A 13866-nucleotide genomic window follows, 5' to 3' on the forward strand; every position below is an offset into this window, starting at 1 on the left:
CCCGACCTCAAGGAGTCCGCCCATGTCCAGTGATCCGCTTCTGCAGCCCTATCAGCTCAAGCATCTGACGCTGAAGAACCGCCTGATGATCACGAGCCACGAGCCCGCCTACCCCGAGGACGGGATGCCCAAGGATCGCTACCGCGCCTATCACGTCGAGCGGGCGCGCGCGGGCGTGGCGCTGACGATGACGGCGGGCTCTGCCTCCGTCGCCCGCGACAGCCCGCCGGTCTTCAACAACATCCTCGCATGGAAAGACGAGGTCGTCGGCTGGATGAAAGAGCTGACGGATGCCTGTCACGAGCACGATTGCGCCGTGATGATCCAGCTGACCCATCTCGGGCGCCGCACCCGCTGGGACAAGGCCGACTGGCTTCCGGTCGTCTCGTCGAGCCATGAACGCGAGGCCTCGCACAAGGCCTTCCCGAAGAAGGCCGAGGATTGGGACATCGCGCGCATCATCGAGGACTACGCCGACGCCGCAGAACGGATGAAAGCGGCAGGGCTCGACGGGATTGAGTTGCAGGCCTATGGCCACCTGATGGATCAGTTCTGGTCGCCTTTGACCAACGAACTGGACGGCCCCTATGGCGGCAGCCTCGAGAACCGTCTGCGCTTCACCTTCGACACGCTCAAGGCGATCCGCGCGCGGGTGGGCGACGAGTTCATCGTCGGCGTGCGCTACACCGGCGACGAGGACCTGCCCGGCGGCATTTCCCGCGCAGAGGGGCTGGAAATCTCGCAGCGGCTGAAAGACAGCGGCATGGTCGATTTCCTCAACGTGGTGAAGGGCCATATCGACACCGATGCGGGCCTGACCGACGTGATCCCGGTGCAAGGCATGCGCAGCGCGCCGCATCTGGATTTCGCCGGAGAAATCCGCGCCGCCACCAAATTCCCGACCTTCCACGCCGCCAAGATTCAGGATGTCGCCACCGCGCGGCACGCGATCGCGGAGGGCAAGCTCGACATGGTCGGCATGACCCGCGCCCATATGGCCGACCCGCATATCGTCGCCAAGATCATGCGCGGCGAGGAAGAGCGTATCCGCCCCTGCGTCGGCGCGAATTACTGCCTCGACCGGATTTATCAGGGCGGCATGGCGCTGTGCCTGCACAACCCCTCGACCGGGCGCGAGCTGGAAGTCCCCCATGAGATCGCCAAGGCCGATGCGCCGCGCCGCGTGGTCATCGTCGGCGCCGGTCCGGCCGGGTTGGAGGCCGCCCGGGTCGCCGCGGAACGCGGCCATGAGGTCATCGTACATGAGGCCGCCAACGATCCGGGTGGACAGGTCCGCCTGACCGCGCAATCCAAGCGCCGCCACGAGATGATCCAGCTGATCCAGTGGCGGTTCGCGGAGTGCGAGCGTCTCGGTGTGAGTTTCCGGTTCAACAGCTATGCCGACGCGGACACGATCCGCGCTGAACAGCCCGATGTCGTCGTGATCGCGACCGGCGGCCTGCCGCATACCGAGGTGCTGGATGCAGGCGACGATCTCGTCGTCTCGTCCTGGGACATCCTGTCGGGAGACGCCCGCCCCGGCAGCAACGTGCTGGTCTATGACGACGCCGGCGACTACGCTGCCCTGCAGGCCGCCGAAGCCCTCGCCGCCAGCGGCGCGAAGGTCGAGGTCATGACGCGCGACCGCAATTTCTCCTCCGAAGTCATGGCGATGTCGCTAACCCCGTCCTTGCGCGAATTGCAGGCCCGCGACGTGACCTTCACCGTGCTTTGGAAACTGACGGGCGTGGCGAAGGACGGCAACGGTTTGGTCGCGAGCGTCGGAAGCGATTATGGCGCTTTCACCCGCGAGCGGCAGGTCGATCAGGTCGTCGTCAATCACGGCACCCGCCCTCTCGACGACATCTATTTCGATCTGCGCGAGGACGCGACCAATCAGGGCGAAGTCGATTACGAAGCCCTGATTGCCGGCCAGCCGCAAACGGTCACGCGAAACCCGAGCGGCGTCTACCAGCTCTTTCGCATCGGAGACGCCGTGGCCGCGCGCAACACCCACGCGGCAATCTACGACGCCCTGCGGCTGATGCGCACGGTCTGATCTCGGTTGCAGGGGAACGGCACGCCCCGCTCACCCACGACACGAGAGCCTGGGGCACACTGCGCAGGCTGCGGTCAATGCAGGGGTGGGGTCTGCCTTCAGGCGAGCTGAAGCGCAAGACTCCGCCCGAAGGAGGCGCTTAACGTATTGATATGCTTTAGAAGATTTGGTTGCGGGAGGGCGCAACCGCCGAAAACTACGAAGTATTCGTGCGCTCAACTAGTGCGACTAATTTCGTGGGCCTGAAAAACAACTATGCAGAAGTTTTCCTCGACCCTAGGGACGGAAGGTGATCGGAGTGGAGGTGGTGAAATACGCTATCGAGCGACTGCCGATCGCCCATTGATCTCGTGACGCCCAAAGCGCTCACGGTCCGTCGGGAAGAATTTCGTCGTTCTCCTCGGGCGCGCCGATCTCTGCCGGCTCGAGCGCGTCTTCAAACTTTCCGCCCCCTTGTCCCTGAGCCGCTCCGAGGCGTTCGAGCAGCGCTTTGATACTTGCGTCCAGTTCATTCAGCCCAAACGCCGCAAGCGTTCGTGAACGAGGGCCATCAGATCGACGATCTCCTGCTCGCGCTTCTCGCGTTTCTGCGCTTCCTGGTGAAGCGCTTCGATCGCGTCGCCCATCATACTCGCGGCTTTCGCGATCTGCTGCGAGATCGCGCCGAGATCCTCGATCATCTGATCGAGTCGCTCGACCACCCCGCGCTCCTTCTCGATTGCCAGGAGCGCCTGGAGATCTGGAATGAGTTCCGCGATACGTCGGTTCGACTCGATCAAATCCAGAATGTCCTGACGTTTCACTTGGTTCGTGTTGCTTTGTGTATCGGGCATTGAGGGCCTCCAATTTTTTGTGTGGTTCGGCAAAGAGGTTTTCGGGAAGCGCGGTAACGAGGCGCGCGACGAGCCCGCCCATAAGGCGCTCGGTTACAAGACGATGGAGGAGGCCAGCGATCGGCCGCAGCCCCCTGTCCTTCTGACGAAAAGCGCGTCGCGCTGGCTTGGGTGCGGGTTCGAGAAATTCAGACAGCGCTTCGAAGCTGTCGGGCTTCGCGAATTTATGCCGCTCGGAAACATCGTCTGCCATCTCGAGCCAGCGCGAGGCGAGCCTCTCGGGGGCGGCTCTCAATATCTTCTGGCGCTCTTCGTTCCAGCTTGGCCAGCGCGAAACGGTTTCATCGCATTCCTCGCTCATCAGTGGGCCCCGGAAGGTCACCAGCCGTTCAATCCCCTCGGAGCGAAAGACAAAGGTAGTTCCGAAATCCGAGCTTTTCCTAAACGTCAGGCCGAAGTCTTTCGCGACTGGCATGATCGCCTTTTGTAAATCCTGGCGGGTCAGAGCCCCGCGCTCGGCGAGAATACTCGATGCCTCGTTGATGACTGCGGGGATGAACCCTTCCAGGACTTCATACGGGGAGCGTCGCAGGTTTCGCCGCGCTTCAGCCAGCTGCTTGACGATACCATTCGGCAGTTTGATGAGCCGGGCATGATCCAGATTTCCCGGGTCATCGAAGCCGCAATGCGCGTTGACGGTGTCGACGAAAGCCCACCAAAGGTCATGCGCGCGCTCGCCCGGTGGGGAAGGATTGTGCGCACGCACCCGGCCATCCGCACGGTTCACGCACCGCGGGAGCGCGAAGTTCAACTCGAGCTTTCCGGTATGCGTATGCGTCGTTACGAGAACTGCGGGCCGACGATCGTTGGGCACCGCGGGAAACGCGACCTCCAGGGCCAAATCGACAATACGCCGCACCGTGTCGCGAAGGACCGGGTCCCCCGCATTGAACGCCCGGACCGGAATATCAGCCTCCGAAAATGTGAGTGTGAAGGCCGACAAACGGTGCTTATGGTTCAGGGCCCCAAGCGTGGTCAGGACGTGCGCAGGACCGCCGCGCAGCAGCTCGGGTGACGGATGCCGCCGCACCAAAATGAACGAGGTGTTCACCCGCTTTTCGGCCGTTTCTGCGGCGAAATAATTGACCAGCCGCTGATAGTCGCCGAGGCTGTGTCCCTTGAATGTCGTCCAGCCGATGATCATCGCGACGGCCCACCTTTGTGCAGCGCGCTTTCAATTTTGATCAGCATGCCTTCGCATTGTATGAGAACATTCAATGCCTTTGGCTCGATCTTGCCCGTCGAGACCAATTTCCGCGCAATGCCGCGAAGGATATCGTTGAGCTCACAGAGCGCCCATTCGATCCTGATCAGGATTGCGGACGACGGCTTGCCGCGCGGGGAGTTATCCGTCGCGAGAGCGCATCGACAGACGTAATCGGAAATCGAGAGATCGGCCGTCGAAGCCGCGTTCTTGATCCCGGCCCATTCGGCATCCGTCGCCCGGATCTCGCGCCGCTTGCGCTTAACGTCGACCCCACATTCAACTTCTGTGTCCTTCATCTGCGCTTCTCCATGGACATGGGATACCCGGCACGCGGGTTCACTTGATGGTGTCCTCAGTATGGAAAGCGGACCTGAAAAAACCGGCAGACAAAATCACACAAATGAGAAGCTGGGCGTTGAACGAGAAAACCCCGCGCCGCGCCCTGCCCCGGACACGCATCCAATTGCGCCTTGCACTGGAACCGGCGAGAGAACATCCTGTGCGCGAATTTTGAGGGATCCATGAGCAACAACGACATCAAGAGCTTAAGCAGTTTCGTCTGGTCAATTGCCGAACTTCTCCGCGGCGACTTCAAGCAATCCGAATATGGCAAGGTCGTCCTGCCTTTCGTGGTGCTACGCCGTCTCGACTGCATCCTAGAGGCGAGCAAGCCTGACGTGCTCGCCATGGCCGAGAGCCTGCCCGCGGATATGGACGATGACGCGCGCGACACACTTCTCTCTGGCGTCGTCGGGCAGAACATCCGGCTCTACAACCTGTCCCGCTTCACCTTCGCCTCGCTCAAGGGGCAGGACGCGAAGGACATCCACAAGAATCTGGTCGAATACATTACCAAGTTCTCGGGCAATGTCCGGGACATCTTCCTCGACAAGTTCCTGTTCACCGATCAGCTCAAGCGCCTCAATGATGCGGGGCTGCTCTACCAGGTCTTCGACCGCTTCACGCAGATCGACCTGCATCCGGACGCCATCTCGAACATCGAGATGGGCTACCTCTTCGAAGACCTGATCCGTCGCTTCTCGGAAATCTCGAACGAAACCGCCGGGGAGCACTACACCCCGCGCGAAGTCATCCGCCTCATCGTCTCGCTTCTTCTGGTCAACGACAAGGAAGCCCTGACCGGCAGCGGCGTCATCCGACAGGTCTATGATCCAGCGGCAGGCACGGGCGGGATGCTTTCGATCGCTGAGATGGAGATGAAGGATCTTAACGATCGCATCCGGGTCGAGCTTTTCGGCCAGGAGCTGAACCCGGAATCCTTCGCGATCTGTAAATCCGACATGCTGGTGACCGGGCACAATCCCGAGAACATCGCTTTCGGCAACACGCTGACCCAGGACGCGCACCAGGGCAATCGCTTCCACTACATGCTCTCCAATCCGCCCTATGGGGTCGACTGGAAGAAATACGCAGACCCGATCAAGGAAGAGGCCGCGGATCTCGGTAGGGAGGGGCGCTTCGGTGCGGGCCTGCCACGAATCTCGGATGGCCAGCTCCTGTTCCTCCAGCACATGATTTCCAAGATGCGCAATGACGAGCAAGGCTCGCGCATCGGGATCGTCATGAACGGCTCCCCCCTCTTTACCGGCGGGGCTGGCTCAGGCGAGAGCGAGATCCGGCGCTGGATGCTGGAAAACGACTGGGTCGAGGCGATCATCGCGCTGCCGACCGACCTCTTCTACAACACCGGGATTCAAACCTATGTCTGGCTGCTCACGAACCGCAAGGACAAGGACCGGCGCGGCAAGGTGCAGCTGATCGACGCCAGTGGTGAGCGGTTCTGGAAATCGATGCGCAAGTCGCTCGGCTCGAAGCGTCGCGAGATCCCCCAGGAAGCTACCGAAGAGATCGCGCGGATCTACCACGACATGCTCAACGGCAATTCGGACTGGGCTGACGTGTCAAAGATCTTCGACACCACCGATTTTGGCTATCGCGAGATCCGGGTCGAACGGCCGCTCAAACTGGCCTTCTCGGTTACGCCCGAAGGTCTGGAGGCCCTGCGCGGAGCCAAGCCCTTCGCCAAGCTGGAAGAAGGTGAGCAGGCGGGCGTTTTGGAGGCCCTAGGGAGGCTTCCGGTCGGTGAGCGCTGGATGTCCCGCGACGAGTTCGAGAGGGCGCTCAGCGGCGCTCTGCGGGCCGCTGGCGTGAAGCTGGGGGCGTCGGTGAAGAAGGCGGTTCTGTCTGCGCTTTCCGAGCGCGACGAAGACGCCGAGGTCTGCACCGACAAGAACGGCAATCCCGAACCTGACACCGATCTGCGCGATCACGAGCTGGTGCCGCTGAACGAGGACTGGCGCGCCTATGTGCAGCGCGAGGTTCTGCCTTTCGTGCCGGATGCGTGGGTAGATGAGAGCTACACCGACGCCCAGGATGGCGGCGTCGGGCGTGTCGGATATGAGATCAATTTCAACCGCTACTTCTACAAATACGTGCCGCCCCGCCCGCTCGACGAGATCGACGCCGAGTTGAAGGCGCTGGAAGCAGAGATCGCAGGTCTGCTGCAGGAGGTCGTGGAGTGACAGACATAATGACACTCGCTAGTCCACCAGACTGGTCTCTCTACCGGCTCGGACAACTCTTCCGAGAGCGCAAGGAAAAGGGCAGCGACAAAGACTTTCCGCCTCTTTCTGTGACGATGGGCGGCATCGTTCCGCAACTTGAAACCGCCGCCAAGACAGATGACGGCGACAACAGAAAAATCGTGCGGGTCGGCGACTATGTGATCAACAGTAGGTCAGACCGAAAAGGATCGGGCGGAGTTTCAGATTATGAAGGTTCAGTCTCGCTGATCAGCATTGTCCTCGAACCGCGAAATATCGATCCACGCTTCGCCCATCATCTTCTCCGCTCTCCCGCGTTTCAAGAAGAGTTCTATCGCTGGGGGCACGGCATCGTCGCAGACCTGTGGACGACCCGTTACGGCGATATGAAGAACATCCGGTTGCGTATCCCCGACCTCGCGACCCAACGCCAGATCGCCGACTTTCTGGACCGTGAGACCGCAAGAATAGACCTGCTAATCGAGAAAAAGCAGCGGTTGGTGGCGTTGCTGGGGGAGAAATGGGAGAGCGTGGTCGAAAGCGCGATCTCGACCGACGGCAAGCGAACGAAACTCGGGCACCACATCGACATTCTGTCTGGTTATGCTTTCCCGAGCAGTGACTTCTCAATCGATCCTGACGACATGCCTCTACTTAGAGGCGCAAATGTATCCCCCGGTTCGATCAGGTGGGATGATACCGTCTATTGGTCGCGTGAACGACTGGGCGAGGTATCACGCTTCTTGCTGGATGCAGGCGATGTTGTGCTTGGGATGGACCGCCCGTGGATCTCATCCGGCATTCGTGTTGCAGAACTGACGGAAAAAGACGCGCCAGCATTGCTCCTCCAACGTGTCTGCCGGATCGCTCCCCGGAAAACATTGGACAAGCAGTTCATGAAATTGTTGCTCACCAGTCGCCAGTTTCTCGCCTATTTCGAACCGATCATGACTGGCGTCAGCGTCCCCCACATTAGTCCTGACCAAGTGAGTTCGTTCAGATTCGAATACGTCGACCGAGAAGAGCAAGTGAAGCGCGCGACCGCCGCCGTGAAGGAGCGTGACAGGATTACGAGGGTGCAGAGCAGCACAGAGAAATCCATCGACCGCCTCAAAGAATACCGCTCCGCCCTGATCACCGCCGCTGTCACGGGTCAGATCGACGTGGCCACCTACGCTAAATCCGGCACCTCCGACCGCCATCTCGATGCCATTCAAGAGGAGATGGACGCATGAACCGTTATTTCCTGAAGGTGAACGGGGAGTTGCATTGTCCGAAAGGCATTTGCCGACCAGTCTCCTCATCTGACTGGGAAGGGGGTGAGGTGCTCATCCCGGAAAGAGGACCTATTTACGCAGTCGACGGATCACGCCCAAGCGCACCGGAGATTCACCAGGGCGACGAACTCTGGATCTGGACGCACGAAGGCGAGGAGTTCGGTCGGGGTTGGGGGCTGACTGCGAAGGCAATTGCAGGTCCGCAGCGACAATTGGATGACTGCATCGCTATCGTCTTGCGGAATGTTCAACGATTGCCACGCCCATTCGGCCTTCGTGATCTCGGTGAGGGCGAAACGGGCAGCCGTCTTCTCAACCACGCGAGAGCGCACCGACATCTTCAAGCATATCTGATCGAGGACGATGATTACGCGGACTTCCGGAAAGTCGTGGACGCCAGGTCCCGCGGGTTGCCGGAAGAGGTTCGTCAGAGCCACGCCGAGGGGTGGGAACGCGAAGTCCTAAACCATAAAGACGATCTACTGGCCGGACTGCAGGGCCGAAAGACCTCGATGCAGAAGGCACGGCCGGGGCAAGCTCAGTTTCGGGACGCGCTGATGAAGCGATACAAGGGGCGTTGCGTAATCTCGAAATGCGCAATCCCCGAAGCATTGGAAGCGGCGCATGTTATGCCTCACACCGGTGATCCGAAATGGGATCACCCCGACAATGGTATGTTGCTGCGTCGAGACCTTCATTCTCTGTTCGATGCGCTGCTGTGGAGCATTGATCCCAAGACAAGCAGAGTGCGCGTGGCGGAGCGATTGAAGACAACAACGTATGGCAAACTCGACGGACGCGAGATCGATCATCTAGTCGCCCCGGCATTGCTCGAAGTTCATTTCAGGCAGTTCAAGAAAGGTGGAGCGAATGTGTAGAGCGCCACATACCTGTCTCCCGTTGCCCTCCGATCTCTGTGCGGAGGCGGCACTATGAAACGCCTCTGGAAGGTCGCTCTCGGCAAGAATGGAGAATACGAGGCAGGTGCTTTCGCGAAGAGTGCCCTGACCATACACTTCAACATCCACTCCGACATTTCCCATGCCAAGGATCGGGACAGTCTAATCCCGGTCATGGAAGCGGCGTTTCCCGACGCGAAGCACAAGACTCACCTGAACTTCGCCGCACAGATGAACCAGTTCATCAACGTAATTGAGATCGGCGATCTCGTAGTCTGCCCAGTCAAGACCTCTAGCACGATCTCCATCGCTCGCGTCACGGGGGCTTACAGGCCCGACCCCGAAACCGGCAGTCCGACGCGCGCAGTCGAATGGTTGAAAACGGATCTGCCCCGCGACACGTTCAAGCAGGATCTTCTCTACAGCTTCGGCGCGTTCATGACCGTCTGCGAAATCAGTCGGAACAATGCTCTCGCCCGTGTCGAGCAGGTCATCACGACAGGCAAAGACCCGGGCGACGGGACAACCCCGATCACGTCGCCGAGAACGACCATCACCGATACCGAAATCGCGGCTGACGTCGATGCGATGGTCGATCTCGACCAGATCGCTCGCGACCAGATCGAGAAGCGCATCGCGTCGGTCTTTACTGGACACGATCTGACAAGTCTCGTCGCCGCGATACTTCAAGCACAGGGCATGAAGGTGCGCGTCTCGCCGCCCGGTGCGGACAACGGGATCGATCTGGTAGCAGGCAGCGGTCCTCTCGGTCTAGAAAGTCCGCGCATTGTCGCACAGGTGAAGTCCGGCACGATGACAGTGCAGCACCCAGACCTTCAAGGGCTGATCGGCGCGGTGCAGGACACACAGGCAGACTATGGTCTATTGGTCAGTTGGAACGGGTTCACGCCGCCTGTCCGTAAACGCCTGAACGAACTCTATTTCCGCGTTCGGTTCTGGGGTCGGCAGGAGATTGTCGACAATCTATTCTCGGTCTATGAAGACCTACCCGAAGCGATCCGCGCAGAACTGCCCCTTCGCCGAACATGGACGCTCGTGCCTGATGAAGGAGAGGACGGGTAATCGTGGAAATCAGGGACGAAAACTACGAATGGGCAGCGATTGATAGACTTGGGAAGATGCTCAAATCTCCTCACTCTACTTTCAAAACGACCCATACCTACTCTACATTTACGGCAATCCTTTGCTGGACCACGCAAAGAATACGAACGTGCCCAATCCGTCCAGATAAAGATATCTATGCACGCGTTCCCCCTGAAGACGACCCGAACTTTGAAGTCTTTGATGCGATACAGATTTCGCTTCATAATGAATCTATTGAGGGGTTCTTTGGAAAGTTACCAAAGGCGACAGGCAATCTAAACACGCTAAAGTTGGAAGATGACGAGGGTAATCCGATATCTGCCTTGGCATTTTTGGTATCTCTTAGAAATGCAGTCGCTCATGGCGATGGAAGAAGTGTCAAACCAGTAAATCGCCCCAAGCAGTTAGTTGGATTCGAGTTCCCGTTATCAAATCCGCGCGGTTTTCCGGCATGGTCCAGCGTGACGCAACTGAACCGCAGCGCTCAAGTGCAGATCGCGGGCAAAATGGTAGACGTGTTTTGCGAGAGGTTCCGCGAACAAAACACTGCTAGCGAAAGTGATCTCGCAACCATCGGTGAAAGCGAGTGAAACAATTATGACCACCACCCACACCACCGCCGACATCCACCAAGAGAAGGTCTTCGAGGCGCATATTGTCTCCTGCCTGACCTCCGAACAGGGGTATCTCGAACGCAGCTGCGCGTCCCATTATGACGTCGCCCATGCGCTCGACACCGAGTTGCTCTTCGACTTCCTCAGGACGACGCAACCCGATGCGTGGCAGGTGCTGGAGGATCACTACAGCGCGCAGGCCGAGGCGGAGGTTCTCAAGCGTCTCGACAAGGCGCTGAAGGAGCACCCGACCCATGTCGTGTTGCGCGAGGGCATCAAGCTGGTCCCGAACATCCGCTTCTCGCTGTGCTTCTTCAAGCCTGCCTCGAACCTGAACCCGGATCTGACGCGGCTCTACGAGGCCAATACACTCTCGGTGATGCGCCAGGTGACCTATTCGGCGAAGAACAATAACGCCCTCGATCTGGTGACCTTCGTCAACGGCATTCCGGTCACGACGCTCGAAGTGAAGAACCTCCTGACAGGTCAGAACGTCAAACATGCCGAGAAGCAATACCGGAAGGATCGGTCGCCTGCGGGTGAGCCGCTGCTGACCTTCAAGCGCGGCGCCATCGTTCATTTCGCAGTCGACCAAGACAATGTGTCGATGACCACGCGGCTAATGAACGGCAAGACCCGATTCCTCCCCTTCAACCGCGGGCGCAATGGCGGCGCCGGTAATCCAGACGTGCCGGGCGAAAACCGCGTGGCCTATCTCTACAAGGATCTGCCCGATGGTCGGGCGGTCTTCTCGCGCGAGGTGCTTCTCGATCTGATTGGGCGTTTCATCCACCTCGAGCGCGGCGGTGGCAAAGAGGTGCTGATCTTCCCGCGCTTCCAGCAGCTCGATGCGGTGCGCAAGGTGCTCGCAGACGCGAAGGCCCAAGGCCCAGGGCAGAACTACCTGATCCAGCACAGTGCAGGGTCGGGCAAGTCGAACACGATCGCCTGGACCGCGCATCAGATCATCAACCTGCATGATGCGAACGACCAGCCCCTCTTCGACACCGCGATCATCGTGACGGATCGGCTGGTGCTGGACCGTCAGTTGCAGAACACCATTGGTGGGTTCGCGCAGACTGACGGCGTGGTTAAGAAGATCGACGGCACGTCCCGCGATCTGAAAGACGCGATCATCAAGGGCGCGCGGATCATCATCACGACGATCCAGAAGTTCGGCACCGAACATCTGGCGACGATTTCGGGACAGGCCGGCAAGAACTTCGCAGTGATCATCGACGAGGCGCATTCCTCGCAATCCGGGAAGGCGGCTCAGGCGATGACAGACGCGCTGACCCGCGATGACACCAGCCCCGAGGATATCGAGGACCTCGTTCTGGCGTTCCAGAAAGCGCGCGGCCCGCAGAAGAACATCTCGTTCCTCGCCTTCACCGCGACCCCGCGCAACGTCACCCTGGAGCGCTTCGGCCACATCGGATCCGATGGCAAACCGCATCCGTTCCACCTCTACTCAATGCGGCAGGCGATCGAGGAGGGGTTCATTCTGGACGTGCTCCAGAACTACATGACCTACAAGGCCTACTATCAACTCGAGAAGACGATCGACGACGATCCGGCCTTCAAGGGCCGCAAGGCGCAAGCGCGCGTCGCGCGCTATGCCTCGTTACACCCGACCGCGATTGACCAGAAGGTCGAGGTCATCGTCGAGCATTTCCGCCGCCACGTCGCGCGGGAGCTTGAGGGCAAGGCGAAGGCGATGATCGTGACGCAGAGCCGCGAGCACGCGCTGCGCTATTGGCAGCGTCTGAACGACTATATCGCAAGCAAGGGCTATACCGATCTCAAGGCGCTCGTCGCGTTCTCCGGCGATCTGACGGTCGATGGGAATGAGTGGGCCGAAGCGACTGCGAACGGCTTCGCCGAAACCGAGTTGCCGAAGAAGTTCGACACGGATGCCTACCAGGTTCTCGTGGTCGCCGAGAAATATCAGACTGGTTTCGACCAGCCGAAACTGGTCGCGATGTATGTCGACAAGAAGCTGGCGGGCCTTCAGGCCGTGCAGACCCTCGCGCGTTTGAACCGGACCTATCCCGGCAAGGACCGCACCTTCGTGCTCGATTTCCAGAACACGATGGAGGACATCAAGGAAGCCTTCGCTCCCTTCTTCGAAGCGACGGCCCTCGAAGAACGAACGGATCTCAATCAGGTCTACGATCTCGAACAGCGGATCTCCAATTCGACCTACATCAACAAGGAAGAGATCGAGCGTTTTGCCGATCAGTTCTTCAAGGGTGACCTGACCGAACAGGATCGTCTTGTTCTGGAGGGGACCGTGCGGCTCGCTGTCGAACGCTTCTTGCTCGACGAGGATGAGGCGCAGAAAGAGGAATTCCGGCAGCTCTTGAGGAGCTTCCAGCGTTTCTACGCCTTTGTCGCTCAGGTTGTGAACCTCAACGACGCCTGGCTAGAGAAGCTCTACGCCTACAGCTCCTGGCTCTCGCGCCTGCTCCCGTCGCGCGACGTGCCAGCCGATATCACGGTATCGGACGACATGCTCAACCTGGCAGCCTTCAAGCTTCAGAAAGGCGAGGAGGGAAGCGCGTCCCTGGCTGCGGGCGATACCACGACCCTGCAGCCGATCTCCGAATTCGGCGCCAATTCCTACACGGAAGAAGAGGAACGCTCCCTCTCGGAGATCATCGATGCGTTCAACGATCGACATGGCACCAAGTTCTCGCGCGAAGACTTCCTGCGTTTCGAACGCGTGACTCGCGACGTCATGGACGAGGGCATGACCGAGATGATGCGTAACAATCCGGCCGACGTGGTCTACAACGCGTTCTCCCAAGCTTTCTTCCAGCAGATAGTGAAGATGTTCCAGCAGGATAACGAGATGCGAAATATCGTCATGACCGACAAGGACGCGCGTGAGCAGGCGACACGTCACTTCTTCAAGCGGGCGCAGAGGCAGGCGCGGGAGAGCTCGGCGCGATGAGCCTGCAGCGGAACAAGGAGTTCAAAGCACAGCCGCGGGTCGATATTTAAGGCCCCTACTCCAACAGACCGGTCACAGAAGCCCGGTGGAAATCACCTTCACTTGCTGCCTCGGCTTGCTTTGCGGACGGCTTCTTTCAATCTAGGATAAACCCTGCAAAGCTCATCCGCGACATTGCGGCGTAGAGCGTCTTGTATGTCATCCTCAATACTGGAATGTAACCGCCGGACGTAATCTCCCCGAAACCGCCGTTTGAATTTTCCCCAGACGTGAGCGTCAGTGCCAATTCCGAA

General features: G+C 59.4%; 9 protein-coding genes. 7 read left to right on the forward strand and 2 right to left on the reverse strand.

The window, feature by feature from the left end; all coding sequences use genetic code 11:
- Positions 1-22: 22 nt before the first annotated feature.
- Positions 23-2059, forward strand: coding sequence for an NADH:flavin oxidoreductase (locus BMI87_RS09985; protein ID WP_078521016.1), 2037 nt, complete (start codon positions 23-25; stop codon positions 2057-2059).
- Between the two features lie 366 nt (positions 2060-2425).
- On the opposite strand, the gene BMI87_RS22080 is transcribed toward BMI87_RS09985, so the two are convergent.
- Complete coding sequence (locus tag BMI87_RS22080; RefSeq protein ID WP_146681555.1) at positions 2426-4096, reverse strand: hypothetical protein; 1671 nt, start codon at positions 4094-4096, stop codon at positions 2426-2428.
- Positions 4093-4455: a hypothetical protein gene (locus BMI87_RS10005; protein ID WP_078521020.1), complete on the reverse strand. Its 363-nt coding sequence runs from the start codon at positions 4453-4455 to the stop codon at positions 4093-4095. Before BMI87_RS10005 ends, BMI87_RS22080 begins: the two co-directional genes overlap by 4 nt.
- A 225-nt stretch (positions 4456-4680) precedes the next feature.
- On the opposite strand from BMI87_RS10005, the gene BMI87_RS10010 reads away from it, so the two are divergent.
- From BMI87_RS10010 to BMI87_RS10030, 6 genes are read left to right on the forward strand one after another with little or no spacing between them, the layout of a single operon-like run.
- Positions 4681-6702, forward strand: a complete 2022-nt coding sequence (locus BMI87_RS10010; protein WP_078521021.1) for a class I SAM-dependent DNA methyltransferase — start codon at positions 4681-4683, stop codon at positions 6700-6702.
- Positions 6699-7958 (forward strand): restriction endonuclease subunit S, encoded by a 1260-nt coding sequence (locus tag BMI87_RS10015; protein WP_078521022.1) that lies wholly within the window; start codon positions 6699-6701, stop codon positions 7956-7958. The genes BMI87_RS10010 and BMI87_RS10015 overlap by 4 nt, the downstream gene beginning before the upstream one ends.
- Positions 7955-8878, forward strand: a complete 924-nt coding sequence (locus tag BMI87_RS22680; protein ID WP_210402470.1) for an HNH endonuclease — start codon at positions 7955-7957, stop codon at positions 8876-8878. Before BMI87_RS10015 ends, BMI87_RS22680 begins: the two co-directional genes overlap by 4 nt.
- 54 nt (positions 8879-8932) lie before the next feature.
- The gene (locus BMI87_RS10025) at positions 8933-9982 is read left to right on the forward strand and encodes a restriction endonuclease (protein WP_078521023.1); all 1050 of its coding nucleotides are present in this window, start codon (positions 8933-8935) and stop codon (positions 9980-9982) included.
- 2 nt (positions 9983-9984) lie between these two features.
- Positions 9985-10593, forward strand: a complete 609-nt coding sequence (locus tag BMI87_RS22085; protein WP_146681556.1) for a hypothetical protein — start codon at positions 9985-9987, stop codon at positions 10591-10593.
- 7 nt (positions 10594-10600) lie between these two features.
- Complete coding sequence (locus BMI87_RS10030; protein WP_078521024.1) at positions 10601-13573, forward strand: type I restriction endonuclease subunit R; 2973 nt, start codon at positions 10601-10603, stop codon at positions 13571-13573.
- Positions 13574-13866 lie beyond the last annotated feature (293 nt).

Origin of the sequence: Thioclava sp. F28-4, assembly GCF_002020045.1 — a bacterium.
GTDB lineage: Bacteria > Pseudomonadota > Alphaproteobacteria > Rhodobacterales > Rhodobacteraceae > Thioclava > Thioclava sediminum.